Origin of the sequence: Marinitoga sp. 1197, assembly GCF_001021165.1 — a bacterium.
GTDB lineage: Bacteria > Thermotogota > Thermotogae > Petrotogales > Petrotogaceae > Marinitoga.
This window is the reverse complement of the sequence record NZ_AZAY01000013.1, coordinates 1-20,304: the sequence shown is the minus strand read 5'-3', so window position 1 is coordinate 20,304 and position 20,304 is coordinate 1. Positions and strand designations below refer to the sequence as shown.

Here is a 20,304-nt window from a genome sequence, read left to right as displayed (position 1 = left end):
ATTTGACTTTTTAGACATTCTATTTAATACTATTATAACTCAAATTGACATAAATTAAAAGTTGTAGTATTATTATAACATAGAGGGGTGAGAAATATGGTAACAATAAAAGATATTGCAAAAATTGCTGGGGTTAATCCATCAACGGTCTCAAGAAGTTTAAACGATTATCCTAATATATCAAAAAAAACAAAAGAAAAGATTAAGAAAATAGCCGAAGAATTAGGTTTTGAATTTAATGAAGCCGCTCGAAGTTTAAATAAAAAAAAGACAAATACAATAGGAGTAATTATACCTCAATTTTTTGATGATATGAGAGGCGAAATATTTTTTGCTAATTTTTTAGGAAAGTTAATCAAAGAGGCCCAATTAAGAGGATATCATGTTAGAATTGAATATGAAATTGAAAAAAATTATATAAAGAAAATGATTCAAAGTAGAAGTGTTGATGGATTATTGCTTATGAATCCTGACATATCTAAAGAAGATGTTGAATTTATACTTGAAAAAAATATACCTTATATATTTTTACATTATCTTTCAGAAAATTACATTAACAAAGATATTAACTTTGTTAGAACAGATCAACAGAAAGGTGGTTATATTGCAACAAAGTATTTAATAGAAAAGGGTTACAAAGATATTTTAACCTTATCCGGATTAAGTATAAATCACGAATTTATCGAAAGAACTAATGGTTATAAAAAAGCTTTAAAAGATTTTGATATAAAAAATGAATATATTCTGGATATTGACGTAACCTTTGAATCTGCAAAAAAAACTATCAAAAAAAATAAACCATTATTAAAAAAGGTAGATGCTATTTTTGCACAAACTGATTTAATGGCTTTGGGTGTCATAGAAGCACTCAATGAGTTGCATATTAATGTACCAAAAGATCTTGCAGTTATTGGGTTTGATAATATTCAAATTGGTACATATTTTAAACCTAGATTAACAACAATAGAACAACCTATAGATAAATTAGCAAAGATAGGAATTAAAAAATTAATAGAATTGATGGAAAAAAGTTTTAAGGTTAGAAAATTTATTGAACCTAAACTTATTATAAGACAATCAGCTTAACTTTTAAAATTCTAAAATAAGGAGGAATTGTTATGTCAATTGAAAAATTAAAAAACAGATATCTACTTATATCAAAATATAACACCGCAGCGGCATTATTACAGTGGGATTTTGAAACTCATATGCCCAAAAAAGCTGCAGATAAAAGAGCCGACGTAATAGGTGAAATTTCAACAAAAGCTTTTGAATTATCTGTTTCTGATGAAATTGGAGAATTAATTAAAGAAGCTGAAAAAGAAAATTTGAATGAAATTGAAAAAGCTATTATAAAAGTTGGAAAAAAAGAATACGAAAAATTTAAAAAAATACCGCCTGAACTATTTAAAGAGTTTAATATAGAAACAGCTAAAGCGCAATCCTCATGGGAAGAAGCTAAAAACAAAAATGATTTCAACATATTCAAACCTCATCTTGAAAAAGTTGTAGAATTAACCAAAAAAATGGCTGATTATTTAAACTATAAAGAAAATAGATATGATGCCTTGCTTGATTTATATGAACCAGGATTAACAACAGCCGAATTAAAAAAAATTATTAATCCCTTAAAAAATTTTTTGGTTGACTATTTAAAAAAATTGGATAATGGGAAAAAACCTACATCTATTATGAAAGGATATTTCCCTGTAGAAAAACAAAAAGAATTGTCATTAAAAGCTTTAAAACTTATGAAATATGATTTTGATGCTGGAAGAATGGATATTTCAATGCATCCATTTACAACAACTATAGGCTTTAACGATGTAAGAATTACAACTCGATACAATGAAAATGATTTAAATGATTCATTATATAGCACTATACATGAAGGTGGGCACGCATTATACGAACAGGGAATACCTGAAGAATTTTATGGTCTTCCAATTGGCGATGGTGCTTCAATGGCTATTCATGAAAGCCAATCCAGATTCTGGGAAAACATTATAGGAAGAAGCCTTGAATTCTGGAAATATTTTTATAATGATTTAATAGAAATTTTTCCGGAATTTAAGGAATATACACCTGAAGATATATTTAAAGCAGTAAACTTAGTAGAAAGGTCTTTTATTAGAACAGAAGCAGATGAAGTGACTTATAATCTGCATATAATGCTGAGATTTGAAATTGAAGAGGCTTTGATTAATGATAATATAGAAGTTAAAGATTTACCTGAAATCTGGAACAAAAAAATGAAAGAATATCTTGGTATTATTCCAGAAAACGATAGTGAAGGCGTATTACAGGATGTTCATTGGGCTCATGGATCATTTGGATATTTCCCATCTTATATGCTGGGAAATCTGTATTCTGCACAATTTTATTATAAAATGAAAAAAGATATTCCAGATCTCAATACCAAAATATCACATGGCAATTTACATCCTGCATTAATATGGTTAAGAGAAAATATACATTCAAAAGGAAAAATATATGAACCTGTCGAATTAGTTAAAATAGTAACTGGTGAATCGCTTAATCCGGAATATTTTATAAATTATATTGAAAATAAATATAATATGGTGTATGAATTATAAGATTTATTTATAAGAACAGAAACATAAGGGCTGTTCAGCCCTTATGTTTTATATTGGTTCTACATATAATGTCTTAAAATTATTGTATAATACCATTCCTGGTTTTGAACCTTTAGGTTTCCAGACATGTTTTTTCATAGTATAATCAACAGATACTTTTGATGAATACCTACCTTTAGAATATTTTGCAGCCAATTTTGCTCCAAATAATAAAACTTCCATAGGCACTTCCTTTTTATTTGTTTTTATTATCACATGAGCTCCGGGAATCCCCTGAGCATGCATCCATATATCTTCCCTATCCGCTTCTCTCGTTATTTTATCATTTTGAATATTATTTTTTCCAACAAAAATTTTAAATCCATTAAATTCAAATTCATATGGTTTTGAATTCGATCTTTTCCTTCTTTTATTTTTAGTTTTATCCTGTAAAATTTTTTCCTGAATCATTTCTTCTTTTATTTCCATCAAAGTCTCTATATCTTCTACAAAGTCAATGCTCTGCCATAATTGATATAAATAATCTATCATCTTTTTTGTTATCTTTATCCTTTCTTTAAGATGTATTTCCTTTGACTTTAATTTATGGACCTTTTTAAAAATCACCTGTAAATTTTCATTCGGTGTTTTTAAAGGATTTAAGTTTATCTTTATTTTTTCACCAGTTTCCCAATCTTCAACCACTACAAAATCCGTCTTTTCTTTAAATTGATAAAGATATGCTTGAAGAAGTCTCCCCTTTTTTTCTAAATCTGGAATTTCTCTTATCTCTTTCTCCTCGTTTTTTAATTTTTTATATAATCTTTCATATTTTTCTATCTCTTTTATAACTGTTTTTTCAAGACGCTTTTTTAATTCTAAAAAACGAGAATTCATACTTTGCAATTCAAAAAAATTCAATAATCCTTCTGATGGATTTTGGAATTCATCATATTTGAAATTTACCGGTTTAAATGCTAGTATTTCTTTTTTACCGTTGTATTCAAAAGTGTAAACATTTAAATTATCAAGAAATTCTGAAACAAATGAAATATAATCATATTTTTCAATATACTCATAAAATAAATTTTTACTTATTTTTGAAAATCCCATAAATGGTTGATTTAAATCATAAAGATTTTCATTTTCCAATATATTAATATATTCTCTTTTATAAAAAGGAATATATTTTGCCCCTGGCATAATACTTCTTTTTGGAGATACTCCTTTCTTTAATGCATCCATAATCTTATTTTCCTCATCAATAAGCAGTATATTTGAATTTCTACCCATAAGTTCAAAATACAGCTTATAGTTTCTCAATTCAAATGTTTCATCAATAACAGATAATTCAATATAACCAATTCTATCGAGTCCCAATTGCTCTATTTTTATAATTTTTGCATTTTTTATTCTCTTTCTTAAAAACATAGAAAAATTTTGCGGAGTATCTGGCATATTTGGTTTTGATTCCAATTTAATTAAGTATGATGGATTTTTTAATACAAATAACAAAAATCCACTTTGAAGTTGTAATAATACTTCATCATTAACTGGCTGATATATATTTCTAATCTTTTCTCCTTCAAAAATTTGTGCCTCTCTTATTAATTTATTTAACAACAAACCATCTATCGGCATATAATAACCTCCATTAATTGATTATCTAAATTATTATACCATATAAGGATTTTTATCTTCTAATATTGAAAAATAAAATAGACTGATATGTGTGGTGATTAAATGAAAAAAATATTGTTTTTAATATTTATTACTGTTAATATATACATATTTTCAAATGTCACAATTCCGGCAACAATTACATCATATGATAGGGTTTTTTCTTTAAAAGACATTTTCCCTGATTTAAAATTTGATAGAACATTGGCCTTTTTCTCGGGAAACTCCATTACTTATGAAGCATCAAAACTTAAAAATTTATTACTGTCTACAACAAACTTTACAAATATTACATTTGAATCATCAATAATTACAATAAAATATTCTCCTGAAGTTAAAATTTTCAACTCATCAAATACTGAATTATATTTAAAAACATATTTCGAAGAATTATTTTTAACCAATACTCCTAAAGCTACAATAAATAATTTTGAAATTAGCAAATATATGAAAGATACAAAAATATCTACTGTTCTTGATACAACATATCGTCGTTCATTAAATAACATATATGGTAACTTTTTAATACTGGATGATTTAAATCTAAAAAAATACATATCATTTAAAGCCAATGTTTCAAATTATGGTTATGTATATGTAGCCAAAGAAAATATTCCCTATAAAACTCCACTAAACTTAAATTTATTGAAAAAAAAAATCATAGATATATATTCATTACCCATATCACCATTAAAAACCACTGAAAATAACTTAACAAAATTCATGGCAAATAGGAATTTAAGAAAAGGTGAAATAATCTATGAAAATGCGGTAAAAAAAATTCCAGATGTTAAAGCAGGACAGGTTATACCAATAGAAGTATATTTTGACGGTGTGAAAATTCTATCATGGGCAAAAGTTTTAAACGACGCTATAATCGGCGACATTGTAATGGCAAGAAATGAAAAAACAAATGTATTAATAAATGGAAAATTATATTCTGGACCGAAAATAATAATCAATATAGGAGGCTCTAAAAAATGAAAAGGATTTCGTTTTTGATAGTTATAATACTGATTTTTACAATTAATTTTAGTGACTCATTGTGGAAAAAGTCTAAAATCAGCAATTTAATTTCAAAACCAGAAAAAAGTTATGAAATTGGTGATATTATAACTGTGGCTGTTTCTGAAAGTCCATCTTTGAGTCTATCTGATAATAATCCAGATCCATTTTCAGGTGTAATGGGGACAGTTGGTGCCATTTTTAATACAATTGGAAATATAGATCTGATGAAATTTTTTCCTTTAGGTGCAAATAAACCAGAAAATATTAAAGTTTCAAATAAAAAATCCTCGTCTCAAAGCAAAGCCACTGTAAATTTATACATATCAGCAAAGGTTATTGAGGTTCTTGATAAGAATATTATAAAAATACGAGGAAAAAAGGAATTTAAGGTTGATTCACAGAAAAAAATAATGATAATAGAAGGTTATGCCAATCCATCTTCCATAAAAGATGGAATAATTGATTCGAAAAATTTATCCGAAGCAAAAATATGGTATCAGGGAGATACTGATTTGCAAAAAGATCCAAATAACAAAACATGGCTTGCCTGGTTACTTTCAGGAATATCAAATCTGTTTTTCTAATATTTATATATCTAAATATAATAAAGGAGTGGAAATATGAAAAAAACGATACTAATATTATTACTAATTATATTTTCCCTATCTGCATTTTCTGCAATAAGACTTAAAGATATCGCATATTTCAGAGGAGCCAGAGATAATCAGTTATTTGGAATAGGTGTTGTTACCGGCTTAAATGGCACTGGCGATTCGGGAAAAGTTACTTCAGAATTACTTACAAACATGATGAAAAATTTAAATATAAATCTGCAAAATGCTTTTACTACAAAGAATTCTGCTGTTGTATTCGTCTTTGCTGATATACCTGCTTTCTATAAAGAGGGTATGAAATTAGATATTGTAGTAACAGCTGCTGGCAATTCAAAAAGTCTGGAAGGTGGTTATTTGATTCAAACTCCACTGTATGGTGCTGATGGGCAGGTATATGCTGTAGCTCAGGGAAGTGTTTTAACCGGCGGAGTAGAAGTTAGTACAACAGCAAATTTACAAAAAAGAAATAAAGTAGTTGGTTTTATTCCTCATGGCGCTATTGTAGAAAATGAAATACCAGCTTCTATAGTTTCAGACAATACTGTTACTGTTCTGCTTAGAAATCCTGATATTACTACAGCGGCAAGAACTGCATTATCTATCAATGCACAATTTGGACAAAAATTAGCAAAAGCTGTTGATCCTTCTTCTGTTAAAGTTAAAATCCCGGATGTTTTTTCTGATGATTTAATTTCATTCCTCGCTTTAATTGAAGAGGTTGAAATTGATCCTGATTCAAAAGCCAAGATTGTAATAAACGAAAAAACAGGAACTATAGTTTTTGGTGGAAAGGTTAAAGTTGCTGATTTTACCATAAATTATGGAAATTTCGTTATTTCTGTTGATAATGGCAAAGTAGGGGATAATGATGCCACTATATATAATCTTGTCAACGCTTTAAAAGCTGCTGGAGCGACTCCACAAGATATTATCGCAATTATACAAAATCTTTCGGCTGCTGGCTATCTATATGCTGAATTGGTGGTGATGTAATGGTTTCATCTGTAACCTTTTCAAGACCAACTAATTATAACAACATAAAAAAAGAAGATGCTGCTGCAGAACTGGTTGGATCTGTTTTCTCAAAAGTATTTAAAGATATGTATAATTCTGAAATATTTAAAAGTGATTTACTTCCAAAATCGAATACTGAAAAATGGTTCAAAGAAATGCTGATAGACCAATATTCTATTTCTATAGCAAAAAATAATATGAAACCTCTAATAAATGAAATTTTAAAAGCTTATCAAAAACCTTAAGCTCCTATTTTGGAGCTTTTATTTTATATGGTATAATTAAACATGAATAAGAAATCTATGGAGGTGGATTATGAAGAAAATTTTATTATTTTTAATTATGATATTATCATTAACCGTTTTTTCCAACATTTACGAAGTTATTCCTCAAGATTCAAAAGCAGTTATCGTATTAAATAATGCAAAAACCGTATACGACGATTTAAAAACCGTTCCTATATTTGGAAAGATACTGGATGATCCAACTTATGCTGAAACGCTGATAACCGGAATGATAGATGCATATATCCAATCCCTTGATTTAAATAGTGATGAAGTCTATTCGGGATTTGAAAAAAACGTTGGAATATTTGTTATTGAACCACAGAATAATAATTATGAATTTGGAATTGTATTGGGACCTTTAGACGATGGAAAAAAATATATAGAAGTTTTCAGTAAAGTCATAGATGCTTTAATGCCCGAAGATACAGGTATAAATTTTTATTATATTGTAAAACAAAGTGAATTACAGGATTATTTAATAATAACTACAAATAAAAATGCTTACGAAAACTCAAAATTAAACTTTATACCAAAAAAAAGATATAATGAAACAGGTATTTATGAAGAAATTAATACTTCTACACTTAATGGATATGGTTTTTCATATATAAAAGATAATTACCTATATAGTAAATTTAACCTATTAACTGATTCACAAATCACACCCAAAAATGTTAACATTGACAGCTCAGAATTTTTTGGTTTATATTATTCAAAAACAACATATATACCTGATGGATCGTCTCTGAATTTAAATAAATTTGGCATAAATCTTCCAGAAGACTTAATCAACTCGATTTTATCGAAATCAGATTGGGCTGAACAAACAGGAACTATAAATTTATCAATGAATGATGAAACAGGAGATATTGAATCAAATTTTGCTATGAAAATTAAGGTTAAAACCAATAGTTCTTTTGATGAAATTGAAAAAATAATACCTGAAGATATTACAAAAGAAAAATTAGATAAAGATTATATAAAAATAAGTAAAACTGTAAATGAAAAAAGCATGATTATGTATATATGGAAAAAAGATGATTTTTTATACATATCAAATTTAAACAAAATTGAATTAAAAAAATATGAAAATTCTTCTCAAAAATTATCCAATAATATATTGTATAAAGAATTAAAGTCCAAAATACCAGAGGCTAATATTGGAGCATTTTTTCTTGATTTAAAACCTTTAATTTCATTTTTAAAAGATTTTTTTGGTGTTGAAGGCCTTGATGGTGAATTTGGAGGATTAGGAAGCGCTATTGCTTCAAAAACACCTGATGGAAAAAATATAATTGAATTCAATTTTATAATGAAATAACAAAAACAGGTCTCTCTTTGAGACCTGTTTTTTATCCACCAGCACTTATATATTTTTCTAATGTTTTTTTAAAAAATATATTTGATATAAAAAGTAACAAAATATTAAATATAAGATATTCTATCATATATTTCTTTTCTAAAAGACTTTCTACAGGAATATTTGCAAAAAGGCTTACAGGAATTATGATAAAAATATATTTCCAATTTATTTTTTCTTATTTCTTTTTTTGGTTTTTCTTCATATTCTTTCTAATTCAGAAAAATTTGGTTTTATCCCACCATCCTTATTATTCCTAGTTATTGTTATGTTTTACTTTCTTCATTTTTGGTATCCTTCTATTTTCCTCTTTTTCTGCATTTTTATTTCACCATTTGCAAAAAAATTAAATCGAGTTAACTTTTAGGTTATTTTTTGGTATAATAAAAATAAATAGATATATTCTCTAAACGATCAAAAGTTCGAATTAAAAATATATGACAATTTAAGTAATATTTTTAATTATTCGATATTTAAATAAATAACTAAAATAAAATTAATTATTATAAAGGGGGATATCAAATGAAAAACAAATATTTGTATATTTTATTATTTGTAACTTTTTTGATTTTTTTTAATGGATGTTCTTTGATACCTTTTAAAGCAAATAAATCTCAAATAAATATTCAAAACAACTCGTCTAAAACTCTTAAAAATGTCAAATTTGATATTGAGTTAATTAAAGAATTTAAAGTAAATAAATATGATTTAAAAAAAGATATAAATGGAAATTTTTTAGTTTATAATAATATTTTGATTTTCCATGATATGAATAGTGTATATTTTTATTCATTAAAAAATAAAAATATAATATTTTCTAATAGATATAAATCCACAATATTCAGTTCTTTTTTGATTGATTATAACGGAAACATAGTTTTTTCTAATGGAACAATGTTGTATGTATATGATTTAAAAGGAAAAAAGATATTTTCTAAAGATTTTTTTGAGAATATTTACTCTTTAGCGATTCACCCTTCAAATGATTTATATATATTGACGGATATAGGAACAATATATAAATTAAAAGAGTATAAAATTTTTTGGAAGAAAAAGCTTAATACAACAATAACATCTAATTTAATAATAACATACAATAAAAACATAATTTTTGGAGATGCAAATGGTAATATTTATTCTTTTGATAGTAATGGTGAAAAATTATGGGTTTCCAAAATAAGTGGAAGTGCAAAAGGGAATTTTGCAACAGATTTACGAGGTAATATTTATGTATTAAGTAGCAATAATATTTTATATTCAATAGATAATAGCGGTAAAATTATCTGGAATAAAATTTATGATAATGTATCATTTTTATCTAATATTTTAATTGATAGAAATGAAAAAATTTATATTTCGTCAAATAAGAATATATATATATATGATAAAAATGGAAATGAATTGAGTAAGATTCCAGCGAAAAACATTAATACAAAAATATTACTTTTAGGGAATAATGTGTCTTTTACAGGAAAAAATAAATCAATAAATATTTATAATTTTGGTGATAAAAAAATATTAGAATATGTTTTAAATGATGACTTAAACAATGAACTCTATTATACAGACGGAAATCTTTATTGCCTTTCAAAGGATAATAAAATAATAGAAATTCCGTTAAAAAGTGAATATAATAGTTTAACTTGGCCATATGAAAAAGGTTATTTAAATAGAGAATATCTAAACTTACCCCCAAATAAACCAACAATTATTTATCCAGAAGATAAAAATTTTGCAGTTATAGAAAGTGATTTAAATCTAAAATGGAATGGATCAGATCCAAATAACGATCAGATTACATTTGATGTATATTATGGATATAATGAGAATGATTTATTAGTATTTAAAAAAAATTTATTAAAAAAGGAGGTTAATATTAATAACTTAATAGGAAAAAAGGATTATTATATTAAAATTGTGGCAAGTGATGGAATGTTTAAAAGTGAAAGTTCAATATATAAATTTAAAATTATATATAAACCTTCAAAACCGAAGGTTATATATCCTCAGAATGAAGCTAAAAATATAGAGTTAAATCCTATTTTAAAATGGGAAGTAAAAGATAAAGATAGCACAAATTTAGTATTTAATATTTATTTTGGTGAAGATAAGAAAAATTTAGCTTTATTAGAAAAGGGATTATATAAAAACGAATACCAGTTGAAAAAAACATTATTACCAGGTAAAAAATATTATTGGAAAGTTGAGGTTTTTGATGAAGATGGAAATAAAAACATAAGTGAAATTAAATCTTTTGAAACATCACATTTGCCAACTAAGCCAATTTTATTAACTAAAAATACAGAGTTAAGTTATGATGCAACAATTAGTTGGATTGCTACTGATATTGATAATGACAAATTAGTTTATGATGTATATATCGGGATTAATGAAAAAACATTAAAAAAGATATTTTCAGATTATTCTAATAATAAAGCTGTATTGCCATTAGTAAGACCGGGGAAAAAATATAAGATTAAAATTGTAGCTAAAGATAAAAAAGGGAATATTTCTGAAAGTGTTTTATATGATTTAAAAATCAAATTTTCTCCTATTGTAAAATGGATTAATAAATTAAATAATAAGGTTGAAACAAGCCCAGTTTTAGATGAGAATGGAAATATAATAATAGGAGATAATGGAGGAAATTTGTATAAATTTAACCCTGATGGTATATTAATTTGGAAAATAAAAGTAAATAAAAAGATTTGGTCTTCACCTTCTTACTATAATGGGAACATATATTTTGGAGATAATGAAGGGTATTTATATACTATAAATTCTGATGGAGAAATAAAATGGAAATTCAAAACAGGTGATATAATAACCTCTTCACCTATTATTGATAAAGATAATATAGTATATGTAGGAAGTTGGGATGGGTATTTGTATGCAATAAATCCAGATGGAACATTAAAGTGGAAATTTAAAACGAACAATTCAATTAGTGGAAGTCCTGTTATGGGGAGAGATGGTACTATATATGTAGGAAGTTGGGATGGATATTTGTATGCAATAAATCCAGACGGAACATTAAAGTGGAAGTTTAAATCAGAAAATAGGATATCAAAGGCACCGGCAATAGATAAAAAAGAAATAATATATTTTGGGTCGGAAGATGGGTATTTATATGCAATTGATTACCAAGGAAATTTAAAATGGAGCTTTAAAACAAAAAGTTATATTAAGTCTTCGCCAATAATTGATGAAAATGGAAATGTTTATATAGGAAGTTGGGATCAATATTTATATGCAATAAATCCGGATGGAACATTAAAATGGAAATTTAAATCAGAATATATAATAACTTCTACACCTATTATAGGAAATCATGAAACAATATATTTTGCAAGTTATGATTATAATGTATATTGTTTAGATTATCAAGGGAATTTGAAGTGGAGAAAAGAACTTGGAAATATTTTGGGAACTAATCTTTTATTAGAAAATAATGCATTAATATTAGCTGATATAAATGGAAATTTATATTCATTAATGGTAGAAGATGAATCTATAAATGATAGAGCAGAATGGCCGGCATTTAAAAAAGATAATTATAACACAGGGAAAGTAGAAAATGTAAGAAATTCATTACCGTTAGGCCCGGATAACCCATATCCTTTTAATAATCAACAAGATGTATCTTTATATACAAAATTTTCTTGGCAATCATACGATATGGATGGGGATCCAATAAGGTTTGATATATATTTAGGAACTACACCAGAACATTTAACTCTCGTAGCTAAAAATCTAAAAAGTTCAGAATATAAACCTGAAGAAATATTAAAACCCAAAACACAATATTATTGGAAAATAATAGTTAGAGATAATAGAAATGGTATAAAAGAAGGTCCATTATGGACATTTAGAACAATAAATCCATATGGAAAAATAAAATGGAATTTCAAGACAAAAGGTTGGATTGAAAGCGTGCCTTTGATAATTAATAATAATATATATTTTGGTAGTTATGATAAACATTTTTATTCATTAAGTATATCCGGGAAACTAAATTGGAAAATCTTGACAGATGGAGAAATAGTAGGATCTGCAGGAGTAGATGAAAATGGAAATGTATATTTTGGGAACACTGCTGGGACCTTTTTTTCAGTATCAAAAGAAGGAAAGATATTGTGGAAATATAAAATAAATAATAAAATTACATCCACACCTTTGGTAATTGATAATAATATATATTTTGGGGATAATCAAGGTAATTTTTATTGTTTTACGTTAGATGGAAAAATAAAATGGAAATTTTTTGCGAATGATTATATTACAGGAATTCCATTTTATAATAATGGTAATATACTATTTGCCAGTGCAGATTCATATTTATATAATATAACTAAAGAAGGTACTTTAATTTGGAAATTTAAAACTAATGGAGCAATTAGATCTTCACCTTCAGTAGATAAAGATGGAAATATTTATATAGGAAGTGATGATAATTATTTGTATAAAATTTCAGATAAAGGCACTTTAATTTGGAAATTTAAAACTAAAAGTGCTGTTCAATCCAAGGTAAGTATAGATAAAAATGGAAATATATATTTTGGAAGTTTAGATCATAATTTTTATGTTTTAGATAAAGATGGAAAAATAATTGAAATTTATAAAGTAGATGGTGGAATAATATCAACCCCCACTTTTGATGATAATGGAAATATATATTTTGGAAGCTTAGATTCGACTGTGTATGCATTAGATAAAAGTTTAAAAATAGACTGGAAATTTGAAAGTGGTTATGGTATTTCATCAAGTCCAATTATTAAAGATGGTTTGTTATATATATGTAGCAAAGATGGATATCTATATGCACTTAAAATTGAAGGAAAAAACACACCTGAAGATTATATAATAAAAAATTATTTTAATAAATAGGAGGGGATTATTAAATGAAAAAGTTATTAAAACACATTTCTCTGGCTATTATGTTAATACTTTTGCTCTCAAGTTGTGGTTCATTAGCCTTTCTAAATCCATTTGCAGGAAATCAGGATCATTCTAAAAATCAACAAAATTTGTCCAAAGCTGAAAGTTTTTGGAAAGATCAAAAAATTTTTGTTGATAATTCAACAGAACAACTTTTAAAGGTTTCGGTTGTTCCAGGAATTGAAGGTAAAAAGGAATTAACAATATACGATGAATCAGTATCCCGCAAAGCTGTGGAGATAGATATACCTTCTGTTTTTACAAAGTTTTCTATAGATTATGTCTTAAGAATTAATCCAGATAATTATTATTTAATTGGTAATTTCGCAATTTCAATAGGAAAAAGCAGTGGTAGAGTATGGAAAATAGTGCTCTTGGAAAATGCTTCTAAAAATCCAAAATTAAAAATACCAGATGCTGAAGCTGAAACAGAAGACTTAAAAGTAAATGTGTTAACTGTAAGAAATAATAAATTTCCAAGTTCATGGCAACCTATACAAATGGATTCTACAGGATGGCTATATTTTATAAATACTGAAAATAAAGGGTTATATGCTTTTGATTATGAGCAAGGGGAGTATTATAGATTGTATGATTCAGAAAAAAATACATTAAGAAGTTTTGATGTAAATGATTATTATGTAATAATAAATAATTTAATAATATATAGTGCTAATAATAAAATATATGTTGGAAAATTGGGAGAAACAGGATCATTAGAAAGTGGAGAAAAGATTAAAAATATAAATAATATAAAAGAATTATATACTTTAAGCGAAAAAGTTTCTTATCCTATTTCTTTATCAAAATCTGGTTATTTAGTATATCTTGATAATTCTAAAAATATTTCAAAATTGAAATATATTAATTTAAATGATCCAAATAGCAAAGATTTTACAGAATTAAAGTTGTTCACTTCAGAGGGTATAAAAATATCAAAAACTTCAGAGGTTTCGTTAGGTGGAACGTTAACTTTATCTAAAAAAAATATAAGTATAAATATACCTGCTATTAATAGTGTAATATATAGTGAGAATAAAACTTATATTTTGTTTTCAGAATTGAGTATTAAATATGATGTAAAGATTATCCTTGATTATAAAGTACAAATACCTTTAATTGATCAAAATAGTGTGAAATATTATGCAGTTTTGGTGATTCCACATAACAGCGACGGTTTACCTTTGTTTACAAAAAAAGAATTATTTTTGTTTGAAAAAAATGAAAACGAAAAAGAAGAAGTCAAAATGATTTTAAATAAACATTATTTTGCATTAATGCCTTTCAAGGATAATAATGTTTTGATGGACGGTTCATATATTAAAAGATTTGATTTAAATACTTCTAGAGATTATTCAATAGAATTTAAAAAAGTTCAAGAAAGCGAAGTTAAGGATGCTGCTGATATTAATCTTAGAATTGAAGGTAATATGATGAAAACAAAGCTTATGACGCCTATTAATCTTAATTTTGAAAAAGTAAAAAATATAGCAGTTATGAATAAAATTCCATATAAATTTAAAGAAATAGATTCTAAATTTTCAGATGATTTTGGTGTTTATATGTACTTTTCAGGTCTTGATATAGAAAATAAACCTTTGTATGGAATTATTGATTTAACAAATGTAAATAGTGAAAAAATGGTTGTTATAAGATTGTTAAATTCAAATGAAAAAGAAACGCTAAAACGACAGGCAATAAAAATGTTAATTGAAAAGTGAGGTGAATGAAGTGAAAAAAGGTATATTCGTTATAATTTTTTTTGTTTTATTGTTAATTTTATTTGGATGTGTTGATCAATCAAAAACAGAAATTATAACTCCAACATTTATAGAAAAACCAGAAGAAAAAAATCTAATAAATCTTGATCAAAATCATTTGTATGTGAGTTATGATTCGTCAGGAAAACAAGTAGTATCAGGATTAGTTACGATAGATAGTGATGCAAGTTTAACTTATTTAAGGGTATCTTCAATGGAAAAAACATTGTGGTATACAGATATTCTAAAAAAATTTGATAATCAAAATTTAAAAACAGTTTTTTGTGATAGTGAAGAAGGAAATGTATATTTAAATGGAAGTTTCAAATTTGATAATAATAATAGAACAGTATTATTGTATCCCAAAGGGAAAGATTTGCCACAATCCATATATACAAAACAATTATATAACAAAATTATTTTAGAAAATGGAAAAACATGGAATTCATTGCAATTTGATGAAAAAAATAATTTGTTTGCAGTTTCAGATGAAAGCTCTAAACTTTTAGTTTTTGATAATACAATAGATATGAGCAAAGAACCAACAGATTTAAACATTTCTCTAGATGTTTCTAATTTGTATTATAAGATTTTAAGTGGAAATAAAGTGTTATATAAACAAAAAAATACAACAACTAATAAAACAGAACTTATAATATCAGATTATAATTTAATAAATGGAGACACATTATCATCAACAACAATTATTTCAGATATGTCAAATATAAAAGGGCCTTTTGTTCTTAATAATGATAAATTATTGTATGGAGAAAAAGAAGATAATAAAATTATAAAATTAAAAATAACAAAAAATATTGAAACATCTTCAAATGCAACAGCATTTTCATTATTTGAAAATAGAACGACAAATGATTTTCAATTAGTTGGTGTAACAAATGCAGATATTGATAATTCGGAGTCGTATGTTTCAACAGTAACATATGGAGATATAATTGATGGCTATATATATGAAAATTCAACATTTATTATACTTAAAGATTTTTCTTTAGAATCTACCTTAGTAATAAGTGATTTAACTCAAGGAGCTACAAATGTTGTAAGTGCAAATTATACGATTCCGCTTGTAGTTTTAGAATTTCCATATTCTAATGAACAAACATTTACAGGAAATGGTGAAATGAAAATTCATTTTTTGGGAGACAGTACTTTAGTTAATGACAATACAGATATTTATATATCACCTGAAAATTATATAATTATGAAAAATGGGATAAATTTGTATAAAATAGATTTGAGATCAAGTATTCCAGCGGATTTTATTATATCCTATATTTCAGGGAATTTAAAATACAATGTAAAGTTACCATATTTAAGAGCATATAAGTTAAACATAGTAAATTTAACATCTAATAAATTATCTTTATCTAATATAACAAATATATCAAAAATAAATTTTTATGATAATTATGCCCGTTTTGCATATATAGAATATGGAGAAAATAATATAGCAATATACGATCTTTTGAAAGATAACATATATTTAAATAAACCGAATACAGAAATAAAATTAAATAAAAACATGACTGTTGAAGAATTCACTCAAGTATTTGAAGAAATAGTAAGGAATTCTAAGTGAGGTGAATAGGATGAAAAGAATATATTATATATTATTAATAACAATCATTTTAATATTTTCTTCTTGTATGAGTTTTGATTTTAACACAATATTTCAAACAAAAGTTAAAGTTACATTGATTAATGATATATATTATAATACAGGTGAAGAGGTAAATATAAATCTTTTTATATATAAAGATAATGAAAAAATTCAAGAGATAAAAAATTTAAAAAGTGGCAAATATAAAGAAATAGAGTTAAATTCGGGAATATATAAGTTTATAATAGATTATAATGAAAAAAAATATGAAAAAAATTATGAAGTAAAATCCAATATAACAATAAAAATATCCGAAATAATGAAATAAATGTTTTTTTAGAAATAATGAAAACAGGTCTCTCTTTGAGACCTGTTTTTTATCCACCAGCACTTATATATTTTTCTAATGTTTTTTTAAAAAATATATTTGATATAAAAAGTAACAAAATACCAAATATAAGATATTCTATCATATATTTCTTTTCTAAAAGACTTTCTACAGGAATATTTGCAAAAAGGCTTACAGGAATTATGATAAAAATATATTTCCAAAAAGATGTATAAATATTTCTAGGCAAATATGAATAAGAAAAAAGGTTATTAATAGTATCTTCAAGCAACTTTACATTAATAAAGATAAAATTAAAAGAAGAAATTATTAATTGAAAAGAATACCTTATTAGCACCATAATAAAAACATTAATAATATATTTAAAAAAGTCTTCAATATTCCAGTTATAAGAAACTAATATTAGATATAAATTCGGCAATAATGTAATTAAATATAAGGAATCTATATTTATTATTGATAATATCCAGCTGATATTCCGAGGTAGTAAAATATAATTATCTAATTTTCCTTCCACAACAAGGTTTGATAAATTAAGAAGAGAAGAACCAAAAAATGCATAATAGATAGTTTCTACAATAAACGCCGTTCCGATTAGCAAAAACATTTTTTCATCAGAAATTTCCATTTTGAAATTGATTTTTATTACTGAAAAAAATATAATTGTCATTAATAATTCAAAAATTCCCCAAAAAATCATTAAAATTGTATCTTTTAAAAACAATATTCTAACTTTTATACCATTTAAAAAACTCTGTATGAGCATATTAACCACCTGCAGTTTCGTATTTAGATATTGCAAATTTATAAAACAATTGAGAAATTAAAAATATTATAAAAATCCAGAACACTAATTTTAAAAACTCCTGAATATCAAGTGTGCCCTTAGCAAACGATTCTCCAGGAAAATTTATTATATAATTAAACGGCAAAAATTCAAAAATTGCTCGGATTTTTTGAGGGAAATATTTAAGCGGAATTAATCCACCAGAAATAATTTTAAATAAACTATATGACCAAAACGAAAGTGAATCTCCTTTTTTTAACCAAAAAGCGCTTAAACTAAATAATATTGAAATTAGAGAAGATAACAACAATGCAAAAGGAAAAATAATTATCAAAATAATTAAATTAGTAAAACGAATATTGAAGATAAATGAAAAAACAAAAATGATTGGTAAAGTTAAAAAAATATTATACAAAGGATATACAATTTCTACAACAGAAAAATACAAAATTTTATTTATAGGTAATAGTATCAAATTATCTAATTCTCCGTTTCTTACTAAATTAAAAAAACCCGGTTTTATTACGGGAATGATATGAGATAGAAAAAAAGAAAGTGCAAAATAATAATGTATTATTTCATTTTTTTCTCCTATACCTAATTGTAAAAAAAGGTATAAAAAGAAAAAATTAATAGTATTTTGAAAAATATACAAGTACCAATTTATTTTATAAATTTTTAATCTTTTTAATAAAAATTTGCTGTATTCTAAATATTCCATTATATTAACTCCTTCAATATATCTTCAATTGTAATATCATTTATTTGAATTGAGTTAATATTTTTTAGAGAAATATGCTGAATTTTTGATTCATGTATGATTTCACTTTTTGTCGAATCGTCAGAAAATACATAAATAATTTTTTTTAATTTCTTGAATTTTTCGATTTCTTTTTCATCAATTTTTCTTAACACTCTTCCTTTATCCAATATTATTAGTTCATCAACAATTTCAGATAGAACGTTAATTTCATGTGTGACAATAAAAATAGTGCGATCTTCTTTTTTTTGAATTTTTAAAAACTCAATTAATTTTTTTTTCGTATCAATATCTAATCCTATAAATGGTTCATCCAAAAAAATTAGTTTTGGAGAATGTAATAATTTAGCTAAAATTTCACACTTTACTCTTTCACCAAAAGATAATAACCTAACAGGTTGATAAATCTTTTTTTCTATATCTAATATCTTTCCAAGATAATTAATTTTATTTTCAAATTCTTCCTTATTTATTTTGTAAACTTTAGATAAAAATTTATAAAAGTCAATAGCAGGTAACGAATAATCAAGAAACCCTTTTTGAGGATTAACAAAAGAAATTTTTTTCAAAAAATCTTTGCTTCTTTTATACGGAACATAGTTCAGGACACTAATCTTACCATTCGTGGGTTTTATAATTCCAGCCATTATTTTTAAAAGTGTACTTTTGCCAGAACCATTTTTCCCTACTACGCCAATTGTTTTTTTATCAGGAAAGGATAAATTTATGTCTTCTAAAATAATTTTATTTTTAATTTTCAAATTAATTTCAGAAAGTTCAATCAAAATTACCCACCTCTATAGACTTAAATTTTTCTATTAAAGTTTTGCAGCTTATATTAAATTTTTCTTTGTCATCAATAAAATCATTAAATAGCGAAAGTAATTCATTTATTGTATATCCATCTAATAAAAGTTTTCCAATGTCTGCCCAGTCATTTTTTAATAATAATATATTATTATTAATATCAATAAACAAATAACTTTCACCGTAATTATTGCTATAATATTTTATCATAATTTCACTCCTCGATATAACTAACATTATTCCTCTTTATTTTAATAAATTAAAAACATCTTCTATATATTTTGGTATTTTTGAAAAATTCCTGTTTTCGGAATAATTTATCGCTGGACAAAATAAAACGTTATCTTTTACTTCTTTCTGTGAATTTATAATTTTTCTTTAAACAAAAAAGCAGCCGTTGAAGGCTGCTTTAAAAATATCATATGGAGAAAGATAGTTTCAGACTAAGCTATAAAGCTTGGAGTTCCCATATGATTACAGTTGGCATAGATATCTCATCATGTCTATTATATCACTTTTATTAATATTTTGTCAAGTATATATTATAAAAAAAAACCCCCTGATTATTTAACAGGGGGTAAAATAAAAAGAGGGGCGCTACCTACTCTCGCATGGATTTCCCATACTACCATCGGCCTGGATATGCTTAACGGTCGGGTTCGGCATGGTTCCGCGTGTTTCCATATCCAGTATCTGCACCCCTCAAAACTCATTCACATGTGCATAGTTACTTAATAAGGTCAAGG

Annotated in this window: 17 protein-coding genes and 1 rRNA gene; 11 read left to right on the top strand and 7 right to left on the bottom strand. The window is 25.3% G+C overall.

From position 1 onward, the window contains the following. Nucleotides 1-96 precede the first annotated feature (96 nt). Nucleotides 97-1,086 (top strand): LacI family DNA-binding transcriptional regulator, encoded by a 990-nt coding sequence (locus tag X275_RS04060; RefSeq protein ID WP_047267659.1) that lies wholly within the window; start codon nucleotides 97-99, stop codon nucleotides 1,084-1,086. Nucleotides 1,087-1,118: 32 nt separating this feature from the next. Beyond that, nucleotides 1,119-2,597: a carboxypeptidase M32 gene (locus X275_RS04055; RefSeq protein WP_197072592.1), complete on the top strand. Its 1,479-nt coding sequence runs from the start codon at nucleotides 1,119-1,121 to the stop codon at nucleotides 2,595-2,597. A gap of 48 nt (nucleotides 2,598-2,645) precedes the next feature. Here the strand turns inward: X275_RS04055 and X275_RS11035 are convergent, their stop codons facing one another. Beyond that, nucleotides 2,646-4,217 (bottom strand): Rqc2 family fibronectin-binding protein, encoded by a 1,572-nt coding sequence (locus X275_RS11035; protein ID WP_052913607.1) that lies wholly within the window; start codon nucleotides 4,215-4,217, stop codon nucleotides 2,646-2,648. Between the two features lie 102 nt (nucleotides 4,218-4,319). Here X275_RS11035 and flgA point away from each other — a divergent pair, with 102 nt between their 5' ends. The 5 genes from flgA (at nucleotide 4,320) to X275_RS04025 (ending at nucleotide 8,500) form a co-directional block, all read left to right on the top strand. Then, a complete protein-coding gene (gene flgA, locus X275_RS04045; RefSeq protein ID WP_047267658.1) occupies nucleotides 4,320-5,240 on the top strand; it encodes a flagellar basal body P-ring formation chaperone FlgA in 921 nt (306 codons plus the stop codon). Beyond that, nucleotides 5,237-5,848 (top strand): flagellar basal body L-ring protein FlgH, encoded by a 612-nt coding sequence (locus X275_RS04040; protein ID WP_047267657.1) that lies wholly within the window; start codon nucleotides 5,237-5,239, stop codon nucleotides 5,846-5,848. Before flgA ends, X275_RS04040 begins: the two co-directional genes overlap by 4 nt. A gap of 36 nt (nucleotides 5,849-5,884) precedes the next feature. Beyond that, a complete protein-coding gene (locus X275_RS04035) occupies nucleotides 5,885-6,871 on the top strand; it encodes a flagellar basal body P-ring protein FlgI (protein ID WP_047267656.1) in 987 nt (328 codons plus the stop codon). Further along, nucleotides 6,871-7,137 (top strand): rod-binding protein, encoded by a 267-nt coding sequence (locus X275_RS04030; protein WP_047267655.1) that lies wholly within the window; start codon nucleotides 6,871-6,873, stop codon nucleotides 7,135-7,137. Before X275_RS04035 ends, X275_RS04030 begins: the two co-directional genes overlap by 1 nt. A 70-nt stretch (nucleotides 7,138-7,207) precedes the next feature. Continuing rightward, complete coding sequence (locus X275_RS04025; RefSeq protein ID WP_047267654.1) at nucleotides 7,208-8,500, top strand: hypothetical protein; 1,293 nt, start codon at nucleotides 7,208-7,210, stop codon at nucleotides 8,498-8,500. Nucleotides 8,501-8,531: 31 nt separating this feature from the next. Here X275_RS04025 and X275_RS11900 read toward each other — a convergent pair whose 3' ends face one another. After that, nucleotides 8,532-8,690 (bottom strand): ABC-2 family transporter protein, encoded by a 159-nt coding sequence (locus X275_RS11900; RefSeq protein ID WP_442914810.1) that lies wholly within the window; start codon nucleotides 8,688-8,690, stop codon nucleotides 8,532-8,534. Between the two features lie 371 nt (nucleotides 8,691-9,061). Here X275_RS11900 and X275_RS11030 point away from each other — a divergent pair, with 371 nt between their 5' ends. Genes X275_RS11030 through X275_RS04000 form a run of 4 tightly spaced genes read left to right on the top strand, consistent with a single transcriptional unit; the run spans nucleotide 9,062 to nucleotide 17,183 of the window. Further along, nucleotides 9,062-13,426, top strand: a complete 4,365-nt coding sequence (locus X275_RS11030; protein WP_052913604.1) for an outer membrane protein assembly factor BamB family protein — start codon at nucleotides 9,062-9,064, stop codon at nucleotides 13,424-13,426. Between the two features lie 14 nt (nucleotides 13,427-13,440). Beyond that, on the top strand, nucleotides 13,441-15,198 hold the full coding sequence (locus X275_RS04010) for a hypothetical protein (RefSeq protein ID WP_047267652.1): 1,758 nt from the start codon (nucleotides 13,441-13,443) through the stop codon (nucleotides 15,196-15,198). Nucleotides 15,199-15,208: 10 nt separating this feature from the next. Further along, nucleotides 15,209-16,834 (top strand): hypothetical protein, encoded by a 1,626-nt coding sequence (locus tag X275_RS04005; RefSeq protein WP_047267651.1) that lies wholly within the window; start codon nucleotides 15,209-15,211, stop codon nucleotides 16,832-16,834. A gap of 10 nt (nucleotides 16,835-16,844) precedes the next feature. Continuing rightward, nucleotides 16,845-17,183 (top strand): hypothetical protein, encoded by a 339-nt coding sequence (locus tag X275_RS04000; protein ID WP_047267650.1) that lies wholly within the window; start codon nucleotides 16,845-16,847, stop codon nucleotides 17,181-17,183. Nucleotides 17,184-17,232: 49 nt separating this feature from the next. Here the strand turns inward: X275_RS04000 and X275_RS03995 are convergent, their stop codons facing one another. The 5 genes from X275_RS03995 to rrf form a co-directional block, all read right to left on the bottom strand. Next, nucleotides 17,233-17,970 (bottom strand): ABC-2 family transporter protein, encoded by a 738-nt coding sequence (locus tag X275_RS03995; protein WP_047267649.1) that lies wholly within the window; start codon nucleotides 17,968-17,970, stop codon nucleotides 17,233-17,235. A 1-nt stretch (nucleotide 17,971) separates the two neighbouring features. Beyond that, nucleotides 17,972-18,712 carry an ABC-2 family transporter protein gene (locus X275_RS03990; protein ID WP_047266863.1) on the bottom strand — a complete coding sequence of 247 codons (741 nt, stop codon included), beginning with the start codon at nucleotides 18,710-18,712 and terminating at the stop codon, nucleotides 17,972-17,974. Continuing rightward, nucleotides 18,712-19,536: an ATP-binding cassette domain-containing protein gene (locus tag X275_RS03985; protein ID WP_047267648.1), complete on the bottom strand. Its 825-nt coding sequence runs from the start codon at nucleotides 19,534-19,536 to the stop codon at nucleotides 18,712-18,714. Before X275_RS03985 ends, X275_RS03990 begins: the two co-directional genes overlap by 1 nt. Next, on the bottom strand, nucleotides 19,529-19,768 hold the full coding sequence (locus X275_RS03980; protein WP_047266861.1) for a hypothetical protein: 240 nt from the start codon (nucleotides 19,766-19,768) through the stop codon (nucleotides 19,529-19,531). The genes X275_RS03985 and X275_RS03980 overlap by 8 nt, the downstream gene beginning before the upstream one ends. A 379-nt stretch (nucleotides 19,769-20,147) precedes the next feature. Then, nucleotides 20,148-20,261, bottom strand: a 5S ribosomal RNA gene (gene rrf / locus X275_RS03975). Between the last annotated feature and the right edge of the window lie 43 nt (nucleotides 20,262-20,304).